The 13,975-nt window shown below is 70.0% G+C and carries 13 protein-coding genes; 5 read left to right on the plus strand and 8 right to left on the minus strand.

Annotation, left to right across the window (positions count from 1 at the left end):
• Nucleotides 1-42: 42 nt before the first annotated feature.
• Complete coding sequence (locus ACWDTS_RS06740) at nucleotides 43-1,194, plus strand: PQQ-dependent sugar dehydrogenase (RefSeq protein WP_450108019.1); 1,152 nt, start codon at nucleotides 43-45, stop codon at nucleotides 1,192-1,194.
• A gap of 142 nt (nucleotides 1,195-1,336) precedes the next feature.
• On the opposite strand, the gene ACWDTS_RS06745 is transcribed toward ACWDTS_RS06740, so the two are convergent.
• The 3 genes from ACWDTS_RS06745 to ACWDTS_RS06755 are packed head-to-tail and all read right to left on the minus strand — an operon-like array spanning nucleotide 1,337 to nucleotide 5,151.
• Entirely contained in the window at nucleotides 1,337-2,542 is a 1,206-nt protein-coding gene (locus ACWDTS_RS06745) for a cation:proton antiporter (RefSeq protein ID WP_450108018.1), read from the minus strand.
• A 25-nt stretch (nucleotides 2,543-2,567) separates the two neighbouring features.
• Entirely contained in the window at nucleotides 2,568-4,076 is a 1,509-nt protein-coding gene (gene gatB, locus ACWDTS_RS06750) for an Asp-tRNA(Asn)/Glu-tRNA(Gln) amidotransferase subunit GatB (protein ID WP_450108017.1), read from the minus strand.
• A 43-nt stretch (nucleotides 4,077-4,119) separates the two neighbouring features.
• Nucleotides 4,120-5,151 (minus strand): 6-phosphofructokinase, encoded by a 1,032-nt coding sequence (locus ACWDTS_RS06755; RefSeq protein WP_197257358.1) that lies wholly within the window; start codon nucleotides 5,149-5,151, stop codon nucleotides 4,120-4,122.
• Between the two features lie 209 nt (nucleotides 5,152-5,360).
• On the opposite strand from ACWDTS_RS06755, the gene ACWDTS_RS06760 reads away from it, so the two are divergent.
• Entirely contained in the window at nucleotides 5,361-6,212 is an 852-nt protein-coding gene (locus tag ACWDTS_RS06760; RefSeq protein WP_197257360.1) for a formate/nitrite transporter family protein, read from the plus strand.
• Between the two features lie 78 nt (nucleotides 6,213-6,290).
• On the opposite strand, the gene ACWDTS_RS06765 is transcribed toward ACWDTS_RS06760, so the two are convergent.
• Entirely contained in the window at nucleotides 6,291-6,962 is a 672-nt protein-coding gene (locus ACWDTS_RS06765) for a response regulator (RefSeq protein ID WP_248673337.1), read from the minus strand.
• Nucleotides 6,963-6,972: 10 nt separating this feature from the next.
• Complete coding sequence (locus tag ACWDTS_RS06770; protein ID WP_450108016.1) at nucleotides 6,973-8,184, minus strand: sensor histidine kinase; 1,212 nt, start codon at nucleotides 8,182-8,184, stop codon at nucleotides 6,973-6,975.
• 135 nt (nucleotides 8,185-8,319) lie between these two features.
• Here ACWDTS_RS06770 and ACWDTS_RS06775 point away from each other — a divergent pair, with 135 nt between their 5' ends.
• The gene (locus ACWDTS_RS06775; RefSeq protein WP_450117853.1) at nucleotides 8,320-8,937 is read left to right on the plus strand and encodes a hypothetical protein; all 618 of its coding nucleotides are present in this window, start codon (nucleotides 8,320-8,322) and stop codon (nucleotides 8,935-8,937) included.
• Entirely contained in the window at nucleotides 8,934-10,274 is a 1,341-nt protein-coding gene (locus ACWDTS_RS06780; protein WP_450117854.1) for an alpha/beta-hydrolase family protein, read from the plus strand. Before ACWDTS_RS06775 ends, ACWDTS_RS06780 begins: the two co-directional genes overlap by 4 nt.
• Here the strand turns inward: ACWDTS_RS06780 and ACWDTS_RS06785 are convergent.
• The 3 genes from ACWDTS_RS06785 to gatC all read right to left on the minus strand — a co-directional run bounded on the left by ACWDTS_RS06785 (nucleotide 10,271) and on the right by gatC (nucleotide 12,998).
• Nucleotides 10,271-11,110, minus strand: coding sequence for an alpha/beta fold hydrolase (locus tag ACWDTS_RS06785; RefSeq protein ID WP_450108013.1), 840 nt, complete (start codon nucleotides 11,108-11,110; stop codon nucleotides 10,271-10,273). The two genes, ACWDTS_RS06780 and ACWDTS_RS06785, sit on opposite strands and share 4 nt — an antisense overlap.
• A gap of 116 nt (nucleotides 11,111-11,226) precedes the next feature.
• A complete protein-coding gene (gatA, locus tag ACWDTS_RS06790) occupies nucleotides 11,227-12,702 on the minus strand; it encodes an Asp-tRNA(Asn)/Glu-tRNA(Gln) amidotransferase subunit GatA (RefSeq protein ID WP_450108012.1) in 1,476 nt (491 codons plus the stop codon).
• A complete protein-coding gene (gene gatC, locus ACWDTS_RS06795) occupies nucleotides 12,699-12,998 on the minus strand; it encodes an Asp-tRNA(Asn)/Glu-tRNA(Gln) amidotransferase subunit GatC (RefSeq protein ID WP_450108011.1) in 300 nt (99 codons plus the stop codon). Before gatC ends, gatA begins: the two co-directional genes overlap by 4 nt.
• 313 nt (nucleotides 12,999-13,311) lie before the next feature.
• On the opposite strand from gatC, the gene ACWDTS_RS06800 reads away from it, so the two are divergent.
• Nucleotides 13,312-13,962, plus strand: coding sequence for an amino acid-binding protein (locus ACWDTS_RS06800; RefSeq protein WP_450108010.1), 651 nt, complete (start codon nucleotides 13,312-13,314; stop codon nucleotides 13,960-13,962).
• Nucleotides 13,963-13,975: the final 13 nt, after the last annotated feature.

The raw sequence follows: 13,975 nt of genomic DNA on the forward strand, positions 1-13,975 counted from the left end.
GGGAACCGAGGAGACGCTCGGCGTGCCGGTAACGTTTGCGGCATGACGAGGGGTGCGCGGTTGAGGGGTTCGCGGCGACTGCCGACATTGGTGCTGGCACTCGGCCTGTTCGCCACGGTCACGTCGTGTGCCCGGTTCGACGATGCGGCCACGACCCCGTTCACACCGGAGCCGTCGTTCGACGGCGGTGCCGACATCGGCCCGCTCGAGCAGTCACCGACCACGTCGACGACACCGTCCGTCCCTGCGGTGCCTCCCGGCCCGTGTGTGGATCCGGATCCCGCGGTCGTCGCCACGTGCCTCGACACCACCGGTGGGCTCGTCACCGTGCCGGACGGCAGTTCCGCGTTCGTGGCCGAGCGGCGCACCGGACGGATCCTGCAGGTCGCCCCCGGCACCGAACCCGTCGAGATCGCAACGATCCCGGTGGACGGCTCGGGCGACGGAGGCCTCCTCGACCTGACCCTGTCCCCCAGCTACGGCGAGGACCGGCTGCTCTACGCGTACATCACGACACCGTCCGACAACCGGGTGGTGCGCATCGCCGCCGGCGACGTCCCCAAGGATGTGTTCACCGGCATCCCACGCGGCGCGAACGGTAACGCCGGCGCCATCGAGTTCGTCACCCCCACCGAGCTGGCCGTCCTCACCGGAGACGTCGGAAACCCTGCTGCCGCAACAGATCCCGCGTCGCTTGCCGGGAAGCTGCTGCGCGTGCCGCTGCCCGCCCCGGGCGGTCCTGCCCCCGCACCGACGGTGGTGCTGTCCGGCATCGGAACGGCCGGCGACGTGTGCCGTGACCCGATCGGCAATCTGTGGGTCACCGACCGCACGCCGCTCGAGGACCGGTTGCAGCGGGTGGGGTCGGACGGTTCCGTCGCGGGCGCGCCGGTGTGGACGTGGCCGGACCGTCCCGGCCTCGCCGGATGCGCGGCCGGCCCCGATGCGGTGGCGATCTCATTGACCGACGGCAAGGCGGTGTCGGTGGTCGCCACCGACCCGGGTACCGGCGCGGTCACCGCGGCCCCGGTGCTCGCAGCGCAGGACAGGTACGGGCGGCTGGGCGGCGCGTCGGCCGGCGCCGACGGGTTGCTGTGGGTCTCGACCGTCAACAAGGACGGCGGCCAGCCGGGGCCGAACGACGATCGGGTCGTGCGCATCCAGTTCCCGGCAGGCGGTGGCGGATTCGACTGAGCCGGAAAGACCGTCGGACGTCGCCGTCTCGCGTCCCGGAGAACCACTCTCGGCGACAATCGACGCGGTGGGTGCGAATTCGCTCACGCTACAGCGTGGGCGAATTCCGAAACACGTCGTGAATTCGGGATTATTCGCAGCCTCAGCGACCGGCGTCCGGCGAACTCACCGACTGCGGCCGATCGGATCGCTGGAGCAGCCCCGCGACCATCGGAAGGACCAGCACCGTGATCGCCCCGGCCGCAACGAGAATCGACGCACTGCCGTTCGTCATCTCCCCCGCCGAGACCGCGACCCCGGTGACGGCGACGATGAGCGGAAGCCCGGTCGTCGAGTACAGCGCGATCTGCAGTTGTTCCGCGGTGTCGAAGCGGGAGTCGCGGTCGAGGCGTGCGGACACGAACACCGGCACACCCCGGACCAGAATCAGCAACAGCAGGAACGCTATCAGCACACCGGGTTTCTCGACGACGGCACCCACGTCGATCGCCATCCCGGAGGTGACGAAGAAGATCGGGATGAGGAACCCGTAGGCAAGTCCGTCGAGTTTCGTCTCGAGCAGCACGTCGCCGGACGGAATCGCCCGGCGCAGGATGAATCCCGCGGCGAACGCGCCGAGGATCACGTCCAGGTCGAACACGACCGCGAGGGTGATGAGCCCGACGAGCAGCAGCATCGTCAACCGGACCGACGTCTGGGCGGTGGTCATCGAGGTGCGTCGCACGAATGCCAGGAACTGCGATCCTTCCCGCAGGATCCGCGGCGGCAGCAGTGCCACGATCACGGCGACCACCGCGAACGCCGCGAGGACCAGCAGGGATCCGAGCGCACCGCGCGCGCCCAGCAGCGTCGCCATCGCGATCACGGGCAGTAGCTCGCCGACCGCTCCGTGGTTGAGCACCGACCGCCCGAGCGGGGTGTCGACGAGCCCGCGGTCCGCGAGGATCGGCAGCAGAGTGCCCAGCGCGGTCGACGTCAACGCGATCGCGACGGCGACCTCGGCATTCACGAGACCGGCCGCGCCGAGCGCCGCGACGGTCGCCAGGGCCAGTGTCATGCACACGCACCACGTGATCAGGGCGCGGCGACCACCGCGACCGCGCAGCTCCGCGGGATCGATCTCGTAGCCGGCGAGCAGGAACAGCAGCCCCAGACCGAGTTCGCGGAGCATCTCGATCCCGCCGTCGACCTCGGCGAAGCCGAGCGCGTTGGGACCGATGACGACCCCCGCGACGAGCAGCAGCACCACTTCCGGCACGAGGCGACGCGGCACCGCTCCCGCGACGAGCGGCGCGACCACAGCCGCCACGACGATCCAGAACAGCGAAAGGGCGACTGCGGCATCCATGTACCGCTACGTTAGCGGCCCAAGATCAACTGCACGCGGCGATGACGAGTTCCTTGACGCGCGCCGGGTCGGCCTGGCCGCGGGTGGCCTTCATGACGTCGCCGACGATCTTGCCGGCCGCCTGGACCTTGCCGGAGCGGATCTTGTCGGCGATGTCGGGGTTCGCGGCCAGCGCCTCGTCGACCGCGGCCTGCAGCGCCGAGTCGTCCCGCACGACCTCGAGTCCGCGCGCGGCCACGACCTCCTCCGGTTCGCCCTCGCCGGCGAGCACACCGTCGACGACCTGCCGCGCGAGCTTGTTGGTGAGCTTGCCGTCGGCGACCAGCGCGATGACCTTCGCGACCTGCTCCGGGGTGATCGGCAGATCCGCGAGTTCCACCTCGCGGGCGTTGGCCTGCTGCGTCAGGTAGGCGACCCACCAGGACCGGGCCTCGGACGCGGGCGCCCCGGCCTCGGTCGTCGCGATCACCAGGTCGAGAGCACCGGCGTTGACCAGGTCGCGCATCTCCTCGTCGGAGACACCCCATTCCTTCTGGATGCGGGCGCGGCGCAGCCACGGCAGCTCCGGCAGGGTGCCGCGCAGTTCCTCGATCCACTCGGCGCTCGGAGCGACCGGCTCGAGATCCGGCTCCGGGAAGTAGCGGTAGTCCTCTGCGGTTTCCTTGCGGCGACCGGGCGAGGTCGTGCCGTCGGCCTCCTGGAAGTGGCGGGTCTCCTGGACCACCGTGCCACCGGCCACGAGCACCGCCGCCTGGCGGCGCATCTCGTAGCGGACCGCGACCTCGACGGACTTGAGCGAGTTCACGTTCTTGGTCTCCGTGCGGGTACCGAACTCGTCCGCGCCGATCGGGTTGAGCGAGAGGTTGGCGTCGCAGCGCATCGAGCCCTGGTCCATGCGCACGTCCGACACGTCGAGGGCCTTCAGCAGATCGCGCAGTGCGGTGACGTAGGCGCGGGCGACCTCGGGGGCACGCTCACCGGCACCGACGATCGGCTTGGTGACGATCTCGACGAGCGGCACACCGGCACGGTTGTAGTCCAGCAGCGAGTGGCTCGCCCCGTGGATGCGTCCGGTCGCGCCGCCGACGTGCAGCGACTTGCCGGTGTCCTCCTCCATGTGGGCGCGTTCGATCTCGACCCGCCACGTGGTGCCGTCGTCGAGCACGACGTCGAGGTAGCCGTTCGTCGCGATCGGCTCGTCGTACTGCGAGATCTGGTAGTTCTTCGGCTGATCCGGGTAGAAGTAGTTCTTGCGCGCGAACCGGCCCCACGGGGTGATCTCGCAGTTCAGCGCCAGGCCGATGCGGATGGCGGATTCGACGGCAGCCTGGTTGACGACGGGCAGCGATCCGGGCAGGCCCAGGCACACCGGGCACACCTGCGTGTTGGGCTCGGCACCGAACGTGGTCGGGCAGCCGCAGAACATCTTGGTGGCGGTGTGCAGTTCGACGTGCACCTCCATGCCCATCACGGGCTCGAACTTCGCGAGCACGTCGTCGTAGGCGAGCAGATCATCGGACATGGCGGCAGTCATGCGGTCGATTTTAGACGCCGCCACCCGGCCCACTCACCACCACTCAGCCGAACAGAACCCGCATCTCCTGGTATCGCTCCTCCGGCACCAGCTTGTGGTGCGCGAGCGCCTCGTCGAACCCGACGCGGACGATGCGGGTGCCGTGCAGCGCCACCATGTGACCCCAGTCCTCGTCGGCGACGAGATCGGTGACGGCCATACCGAGCCGGGTCGCCAGGACCCGATCGAACGCGGTGGGCACTCCCCCGCGCTGGATGTGACCGAGCACCGTCGCACGGGTCTCGATGCCGGTGCGTTCCTCGATCATCGGGGCCAGGATCTCGGCGATACCACCGAGGCGCGGACGATCGAATCCGTCGAGACCCTTGTGCGAGTGGGCCTCGGTCATGTCCGGCAGCGTGAAGCCCTCGGCGACGACGACCATCGGGGCGCGACCGCGGTCGCGCACACTCGTCGTCCACGCGCAGATCTGGTCGATGCTCTCCGGGTGCTCGGGAATGAGGATCGCGTGCGCGCCCCCCGCTGTACCCGAGTGCAGGGCGATCCACCCGGCGTGCCGCCCCATCACTTCGAGCACCATGCAGCGTTTGTGCGAGTTACCGGTGGTGCGCAAGCGGTCGATGGCGACGGTGGCGATCTCGACGGCCGTGTCGAATCCGAACGTGTAGTCGGTGCGGCCGAGGTCGTTGTCGATCGTCTTGGGAACCCCGACGATCGGGATTCCTTCCTCGAACAGTCGTTTCGACGCCGCCGCGGTGCCTTCTCCGCCGATCGCCACCACCGCGTCGACACCGAGTTTCTCGAGGGTGCGGGCGATGTTCTGCGCGCCGCCCTGCGGTCCCTGATACGGCCCGAATCGGCTGGTGCCGAGGATCGTGCCGCCCTGGTTCGACAGGCCCCGCACCGAACTGCGGTCGAGCGGCATCGCATCGCCCTCGACGAGTCCGCGCCATCCGTCGAGGAAGCCGACGAACTCCTGGCCGTACACGGTCTCCCCTTTCAGGACCGCGCCGCGGATCACCGCATTGAGTCCCGGGCAGTCGCCGCCGCTGGTGAGAATTCCGACCTTCGTCATGTACGCCTCCGTTGCAGAGGATCCGTGTCGCTCCTGTCATCCTGCCCGCAAGCGGCGTGAGCGTCATCTCGATCGGCAACGTTGCCCGCTGCAAAGTCTCACAGAGAACCCGCGATCGCGCTGAGCGGAACGCAACGCGCACTTACGGCGAGGCAACACACCGGTCACCGCGGCCCACGACACTTTCTCCGATCCCACAGGAGGTTGCCGTGTCCTATGTCCCACCGGCCGAGCTGGCCCGCGCAATGGTCGACGCCGGCCATAGCAAAGTCCTCACGTCCACCCGCGACACGCTGATCCGCGCGTTCATGGGTGGTGCGCTGCTCACCCTCGCGGCGGCGTTCGCGGTCACCGTGACCGTCCAGACGGGTAACGCCCTGCTCGGCGCGGCCCTGTTCCCGGTCGGTTTCTGCCTGCTCTACCTGCTCGGTTTCGACCTGCTCACCGGGGTGTTCACGCTCGCGCCGGTCGCATACCTGGACCGCCGTCCGGGCGTGACGATCGGCGGCGTCCTGCGCAACTGGGGACTGGTGTTCGTCGGCAACTTCGCCGGGGCGTTCATGGTCGCCGTGATCATCACGTTCGTGCTCACCTACGGATATTCGATTCCGCCGAACGAGGTGGCCGAGAAGCTGATGACCATCGGCGAGTCACGCACCGTCGGCTATGCCGAACACGGCGCCGCGGGCATGGCGACGCTGTTCCTGCGCGGCGTGCTGTGCAACTGGATGGTCTCGACCGGTGTGGTCGCCGCGATGATGTCGAAGAACGTGACCGGCAAGGTGCTCGGCATGTGGCTGCCGATCATGCTGTTCTTCTACATGGGATTCGAGCACTCCGTGGTCAACATGTTCCTGTTCCCGTCCGGCCTGCTCCTCGGCGCCGACTTCACCCTCGTCGACTACCTCGTGTGGAACGAGATCCCGACGGTGCTCGGCAATCTCGTGGGCGGACTGGTCTTCGTCGGCCTGGCCATCTACACGACCCACGTCCGCACCCAGCCCAAGCGGGCCACCGTCGAGATCGCGCCCGCGCCGGAGCGGGAGACCGAAACGGTCTGATCGCGAACACTTCCGCGGAGAACGAAGGGGCCGGGCGTGGTCGGGACGCCCGGCCCCTTCGCGGTTCCGATCCGACCGTCACCCGGGCACGACGAGCCCCGACTCGTAGGCCACCACAACCGCCTGCGCGCGGTCCCGCAGATGCAACTTGCCGAGCACCTTGCCGACGTGCGTCTTGACCGTCTGTTCGGCGACGAACAACCGTTGCGCGATCTCCTGGTTCGACAGGCCGTGCGCGATCAGCTCGAGCACTTCCGTCTCGCGCGGGGTCAGCACGTCGAGCGCGGTGCTGCGACGGGGCGCGCGCCGGCGGGTCACGTCGGCGATGAGCCGGCGGGTGACCGTCGGCGCCAGCAACGCCTGCCCGTCGGCGACGACCCGTACGGCCCGGACGAGTTCGTCCGCCGGCGCGTCCTTGAGCAGAAACCCGCTCGCACCCATCCCCAGCGCCTCGTACACATAGTCGTCGAGGTCGAATGTGGTGAGCATCAACACTTTCGAGCGCGGCTCGCGCCGGTCGGCGAGGATGTGCCGAGCAGCGTCGAGGCCGTTCATCTCCGGCATGCGCACGTCCATGAGCACGACGTCGGGCCGCAACCTCGCGACCTCGCTCACCGCGACCTTCCCGTCCGGGGCGTCCCCGACGACACTGATGTCGGGTTGCGCGGCGAGCAGCGCGCCGAAGCCCTGGCGGACCATGGCCTGATCGTCGGCGATGAACACGGTGATGGGTGCGTGCGGCTCGGTCATCACCCCCACCCTAGGCGGCGGGGACGCGGGGCAGCACCGCCGACACCTCGAATCCTCCGTCGGGTCGCGGGTGCGCGTACAACCGTCCCCCGACCGACGCCGCCCGATCGGCCATGCCGCGGATACCGTTGCCGCCTCCGCGGTCCGGCCGGTCCACGGGACGGTCCCCGCGACCGGCCTCCGAGGCGCCGTTGCGGACGGTCAGGTCCACCTGGTCCGGACCGCACACCACCTGCACGGACACCTCCGAGCCCGGCGCGTGCCGGGCCGCGTTGGCGAGCGACTCCTGCAGGATCCGGTACACCGCGAGTCCCGCGCTGTCGGACACCGACCCGGTGTCCCCGTCGATCCGTGCGGTGAGGTGCACCCCGGCGCGGCGGGACGCGTCGAACAGTTCGTCGACCCGGCTCAGCCCGGGCTGCGGAGCGTTCTCGGGCAGCATGCCGTCGCTTCGCAACACACCGAGCATGCCGCGGACCTCGTTGAGCGCCTCCCGCGCGTGAACGCCGATCGATTCGAATTCGGCGCGGACCTCGTCGGAGACGTCCGGCAGCCGGTACGGGGCGCTCTGCGCCTGCACCACGACTAGGGACATGTGGTGGGCGACGATGTCGTGCAGGTCGCGGGCGATGCGCGCCTTCTCCTCGAGCGCCGCGCGACGGGCACGTTCGAGTTCGCTGATCTCCTCCTCACGGGCCAGTTGCCGCCGGGACAGCACCAGCCAGCGCACGAGCAGCGCGAACGCCGCGATCGCGGCGAGCCCGATCGCCCAGCCCCATCCGTCGTTGCCCGGCAGGTAGACGAAGAACAACAGGACGGTCGCGAGCCAGACGACGAGCACGATCCGGATCTCCTCGCGCAGGCACACCGCGACGAGCAGGGCGAGGAGCACCAGAATGTGGACTACCTGCCAGGGATAGCCGTAGTTCGGGACCCGGTCGAACGCCCACGGAACGATCATCGCCGCGACCGCGGAGATCGCCCACCCCAGCGCCGGCTGCGCCCGGATCAGCAGGAACGGGAACACCGCCAGCCCGGAGATGATCGGCATGAGCGGCGCCGGAACGTCGTGCGTGAGCTGGAGCGTCGGCCACGCGATCGCGTAGAGGATCACGGTGGTCACGACGATCGCGATGTTCCACCAGCGTCCGCGACCGTACCGGACCGACAGGTCCACGCCGTGATGTACACCTTCACGCACCAACGAATTCACGGTTCCCACGCTAGGTACCGCAGCCTCGTCTGTCCTCATACCGTGGAGTGAGATCTCGCTGCTACCCCGGTATCGGGTGGTCCGCGGCGAACCGGTCCGTCGTGTGATCCGGACATCGGTACCGCGTTCCTAGCGTCGGCGTTCATGATCATCGGATCCGCGAGAGCCCGAGCCGCCACGGCCGTCGGTGTTCTCGCCGCATACGTCTGGGTGGGTGCCGCCGGGTCGCCGGGAGCGCAGGACCGGTCCACCGCCGAGCATCCCGCCGCTGCGGCCGCCGTGGTCGCGCTCGGATCGGGTGACACCGACACCGCGAGCGCCGCGTTCCCGCCGGACTTCGAGGCGGCGATGCGCTACAGCCCGGTTCGCGAACCCGGAGTCTCGGGCGAGCGACTCAGCGATCCACAGGGTTCGTGCTCGTCACCGGTGCCCTTGCCGGGGGTGTTCGAACCGGCCTGTCGCACTCACGATCTCGGGTACGACCGGCTGCGGTTCGCCCGCGACGCCGGCGGCGAACTCGGGCCGGATGCGCGCCGCGCGCTGGACCAAAACTTGACGCGGGACCTGCGCGAGGCCTGCGCGACGGAGCCCGACGCCGCACCGGGCTGCGTGATCGCCGCGGAGGTCGCATCCGTTGCGGTGCGGATCAATTCGTGGCGGCAGCAGTATCGGGCACCGAGTCCGGAATCGCCGCTGCCGATCCTGCTCGGGCTGGGCACGGCCGCTGCGGCCGGAGCCGCAGGACTGCGGGTGCGGTCATGAGCGCAGCGGTTCTCGAAATCCCACGGTCCCATCATCTTTCGACGTACGCATCGACAGCGATCTGCCCGCGCGTCGCGACGACGACGGCGACGACCGTCGCAGTCTGCATCTCGCTGGCCCCGTCGCTGCTGCCGAGGCCCGCGGTCGTCCAGGCCGCCGTCACCGCCGTGTCCGTGCTGTGCGGCCTCGCACTGCTCGCGATGGGCCGGACGATTCGCGAGAGATTCCGGATCGCGCCGCCCGTCGCGTCGGTCCCGGCCAGGTGGGGTGCGGTCGGTGTGGCGGCCGCGCTGTGCGGCGCGGCGACCCTCGCCGCGGACCGCTGGCAGAACGGGCTGCGGGACACGATGGGCGTCCCTCCCGTCGGCGCCTCACACTGGGCGGTCGTCGTGACCACCGCCGCGCTGATCGTGGCTCTCGCTCTCGGTGTCACCGCACGGATTCGTCGCATCGGGCCGGCGCGGGCACTGGCGGCGGCCGGCATCATCGCCCTCGCCGGATACACCGCCGCAACCGGATTCGCACCGACGGCCGCAGCCTCCCTCCCGCCGTCGCGGCTCCCGGCCGGAGTGTCGGGCGCACCGCAGTCGCTGGTGCCGTGGGACACCCTCGGCGAGCAGGGCCGCCGCTTCGTCGCTCTCGACAACGCCGGCCAGGCGATTCGCACCTACGTCGGTGTGGATTCGGCCCCGGATCCGCCGGCACGGGCCGCGCTCGCGGTGCGGGAACTCGACCGGGCCGGCGGATTCGATCGCGGGCACCTGGTGGTGGCGGTGCCGACCGGTTCCGGGTGGATCGACGCGAACGCGCTGGCCGGCTTCGAATCCGCCTACGGCGACGACGTGGCGTTCGTCGCGATGCAGTACTCGTCGGCACCGAGCTGGGTGACGTTCGTGCTCGACCGCGACGCCGCGATCGACGCGGCCACGGCGCTGGTGGACGCGGTCCGTTCGCATCTGGACACACTCGATCCGGTGGATCGGCCGCAGCTGCACGTGTACGGGCAGAGCCTCGGAGCGGTCGGTGCCGGTGCCGCGTTCGACGGGCCCGCCGCGCCGGGACCCTGCGAGGCCTTGTGGACCGGTCCGCCCGCGGGCTCGGTGCGACCGGACGGCGGGACCGTGCTGGCGAACTCCTCGGACCCGGTGATCCGGTGGCGGCCGTCGCTGCTGTGGTCCCCGCCGGACCTGTCCCGCGCCCGCGTCGACGCCCCGCTGCCCGCCTGGCTGCCGGTGATCGGCTTCCTGCAGACGACGGTGGACCTGCTGTTCGCGCTGGATGCGGCACCGGGTCACGGGCACCGCTACGGGCCGGACCAGGCCCGATGCGCTCCCTAGGTGCCGGTCGCCGCCAGGAAGTCCCCGATCGCCTCGGTGAGCTTCTCCGGCTGGTCCTCGGCCAGCAATGTGTAACTGTCGTCGATCTCGACGAGGCGGGAGTCCGGGAAGAGCCCGGCGAGACGACGTCCGTGGTCGCGGGGCATCATCCGGTCCTCGGTCGCCCACACGATCAGCACCGGCCCGGCGAACTCCGCCGACTTCGCGGCGAGGTCGAGCAGTTCTCGCTTCGGCGGCGCGGACAACGCGTATTTCGCGAGATCGCGCCGCACGTCGCGATCGACCGCGGCCGGCCCGAACCAGGCGTCGTAGATCTCGTCGGGCACAGGTCGTTTGCTCATCCATCCCCACGTGCCGGGACCGCGCCGTCCCAGCTTGGTGCCCAGCACCGTCATCAGCACGCGGAATCCGCCGGGCAGACGAACCAGCGGGAGCAGCAGCTTGACGGGTCCGGGTGGATAGTTGTCGAACGCCTCGCAGGCGGTGAGCACGAGCCGGGACACGCGCTCGGGATTGCCGACGGCGAGGAAGATCTGGGCGCCGCCCCAGTCGTTCTGGACCAGCGTCACCTCGTGCAGGTCGAGGGTGTCGAGGAATTCCCCGATCAGGTGGCCCATTCCGATGAGCGTCAGGTCCGCGTCCGGGTGCATCGGTGTCCGGTGCGAACCGAGCGGCCAGGTCGGCACGATGCACCGGTATCTTCCCCGCAATTCCTCGACGACGTGCCGCCATCCGGACCCGTCCATGAGCAGCCCGTGGATGAACACCAGCACCGGGCCGTCGCCACCGGTGTCCTCGTATTCGATGGTCCCCGCCGAAAGCTCCACCTGGTTCACGCGATCCCCCTTCGCGGACAATGCATCCCATAGTGGCAGACGGGACGCGGTCACGCAGGCGGAACCACGACGGGCCCGGAACCGTACGGTTCCGGGCCCGCTGTGGCTGGTTCGGGTCAGACGAGGACCGGGCCGCGCGCAGCCTCGAAGGCCGCGCCGACGCGGTAGAGACGCTCGTCGGCGAGTGCCGGAGCCATGATCTGCAGGCCGACGGGCAGACCGTCGTCGGCGGACAGGCCGGACGGCACCGACATCGCGCAGTGGCCGGCCAGGTTGGTCGGCAGCGTGCACAGGTCGGACAGGTACATCGCCAGCGGATCGTCGACCTTCTCGCCGATCTTCCACGGCGTGAACGGGCTCGTCGGCGACACCAGGACGTCGACCTGCTCGTAGGCCTTGTCGAAGTCCTGTGCGATGAGCGTGCGGACCTTGAGGGCCTGGCCGTAGTAGGCGTCGTAGTAGCCCGACGACAGCGCGTAGGTGCCGATCATGATGCGCCGCTTGACTTCCTTGCCGAAACCGGCGGCGCGGGTGGCGGCCATGACCTGCTCGGCGCTCATGGTGCCGTCGTCGACACGCAGGCCGTACCGCATCGCGTCGAAACGCGCGAGGTTCGAGGAGACCTCGGAGGGCAGGATCAGGTAGTAGGACGCCAGCGCGTACTCGAAGTGCGGGCAGGACACCTCCACGACCTCGGCGCCGAGCTTGGTCAGGGTCTCGACCGCAGCGTCGAACGAGGCGATGACGCCGGGCTGGTAGCTCTCCGAGTGCAGTTCCTTGACCACACCGACGCGCAGGCCCTTCAGGTCGCCGGCAGCGCCCTGGCGGGCGGCCTCCACGACCGGGCGGACCGGTGCGTCGACGGAAGTGGAATCGCGCGGATCGTGCCCGGCGATGACCTCGTGCAGCAGCGCGGTGTCGAGGACGGTACGGCCGCACGGGCCGCCCTGGTCCAGCGACGACGCGCACGCGACCAGCCCGTAGCGGGACACGGTGCCGTAGGTGGGCTTGGTGCCGACGGTCGCGGTGACGGCGGCGGGCTGACGGATCGAGCCGCCGGTGTCGGTGCCGATCGCGAGCGGGGCCTGGTACGACGCGAGCGCCGCGGCCGAGCCACCGCCGGATCCGCCCGGGATGCGGGTGGTGTCCCACGGATTGCGGGTCGGGCCGTACGCGGAGTTCTCGGTGGACGAGCCCATCGCGAACTCGTCCATGTTGGTCTTGCCGAGGATCGGGATCCCGGCCTGCCGCAGCTTGGTGGTCAACGTCGCGTCGTAGGGCGCGATCCAGCCCTCGAGGATCTTCGACGCGCACGTCGTGGGCATGTCGGTGGTGGTGAACACGTCCTTGAGGGCGAGCGGCACACCCGCGAGCGGGGAGGCCGGAGCCTCGCCGGCGGCGACCGCGCGGTCGACCTCGGCGGCCGCGGCGAGCGCCTGCTCACCGGCGACGTGCAGGAACGCGTGGTACTCGCCGTCGACCTCGCCGATGCGGTCGAGGTGGGCCTGGGTGACCTCGACGGAGGACACCTCGCCGGCGTGGATCCGCGACGCCAGGTCGGCGGCGGACAGGCGGGTCAGTTCGCTGCTCATTCGCCCTCTCCCAGGATCTGGGGAACCGAGAAACGGCCCTCCTCGACGACCGGTGCACCCGAGAGCGCTTCCTCCGGGCTGAGGCCCGGCACCACGACGTCGGGTCGGGTCACGTTGGTCACCGCGTTCGGGTTGGCCATCGGCGCCACGTCGTCCGCGGCCACTTCCGACACCGCCTTGACGTGGCTGAGGATCGAATCCAGCTGGCCGGCGAACTCGTCGAGTTCGGCGTCGGACAGCGCGAGCCGGGACAACCGGGCGAGGTGTGCGACCTCGTCACGGGAGATGGCAGGCACCTTCGGTGACCCCTTTCATGGGAGAACGAACGTCGCATCCAGCGTAGTGCGTGCCCGGTTCGGCCTCCTGTGCGACCCCGGGACGGGGCCGATTCGTTTCGGGGACGCGAAACGCGCGTATCAATCGTGTTTCACGCCCGCCCGCGACCGGCGGATTTGCAATGACGCCGCCCGTTTCGTCCGGAATCTGCGCACCGAACAGGCCTCGAAGGTGACAGGATGGTCGCAGTCGGGGGTCGCCTGTGCGGCCTCACCATGCAGCGCGCCGGCCATCGGCGTGCCCTCGAATCGGCCCATAGGTGAAAGGACGCACGTGTCGTACCTGCTGCGTGTCCAGCTACCCGATCGACCCGGTAGCCTCGGCGCGCTCGCCGTAGCCCTCGGATCGGTCGGCGCGGACATCCTGTCGCTCGATGTCGTCGAACGCGGCGCCGACTTCGCCATCGACGATCTCGTCGTCGACGTCGAGCCCGGCAAACTTCCCGACACGCTGATCACCGCCGCCGAAGCGCTCGACGGCGTCACCGTCGACTCCATCCGGCCGTACGCGGGCATGCTCGACACCCACCGCGAACTCGAACTGATCGACCAGGTCGCCACCGCGCGCGACGGCCGGCTCCAGATCCTCGCCGACGGTGCGCCGCGCGTGCTGCGCGTCGGCTGGGCCACGGTGATCGCCGTCGGCCCGAAGGGCCCCTACCGGGTCGCGGGCAGTCCCGGCGCCCCGGAGACCCACGCACTGAACCTGCCCTGGATGCCGCTCGAGAAGCCGCAGCTGCTCGACCACGAAGCCGCGTGGGTTCCCGCGGTGTGGCGGCAGATGGACACGACACTCGCCGCCGCACCGCTCGGCTCCCCCACCCGGGTACTCATGCTCGGACGGCCGGGTGGACCGGAGTTCCGGCCGTCCGAGGTGGCCCGGCTCGGCTACCTCGCCGGCATCATCGGCACCGTTCTGGGGTGACGCCGGGCGAACG

It is taken from the genome of Rhodococcus sp. NPDC003383 (genome assembly GCF_053589115.1).

Excerpts from the sequence above, each read along its gene's own strand:
- ACWDTS_RS06740 (WP_450108019.1), top strand. The coding sequence starts at position 43 with ATGACGAGGGGTGCGCGGTTGAGGGGTTCGCGGCGACTGCCGACATTG.
- ACWDTS_RS06745 (WP_450108018.1), bottom strand. The coding sequence starts at position 2,542 with ATGGATGCCGCAGTCGCCCTTTCGCTGTTCTGGATCGTCGTGGCGGCT.
- gatB (WP_450108017.1), bottom strand. The coding sequence starts at position 4,076 with ATGACTGCCGCCATGTCCGATGATCTGCTCGCCTACGACGACGTGCTC.
- ACWDTS_RS06755 (WP_197257358.1), bottom strand. The coding sequence starts at position 5,151 with ATGACGAAGGTCGGAATTCTCACCAGCGGCGGCGACTGCCCGGGACTC.
- ACWDTS_RS06765 (WP_248673337.1), bottom strand. The coding sequence starts at position 6,962 with ATGACCGAGCCGCACGCACCCATCACCGTGTTCATCGCCGACGATCAG.
- ACWDTS_RS06775 (WP_450117853.1), top strand. The coding sequence starts at position 8,320 with ATGATCATCGGATCCGCGAGAGCCCGAGCCGCCACGGCCGTCGGTGTT.
- ACWDTS_RS06780 (WP_450117854.1), top strand. The coding sequence starts at position 8,934 with ATGAGCGCAGCGGTTCTCGAAATCCCACGGTCCCATCATCTTTCGACG.
- gatA (WP_450108012.1), bottom strand. The coding sequence starts at position 12,702 with ATGAGCAGCGAACTGACCCGCCTGTCCGCCGCCGACCTGGCGTCGCGG.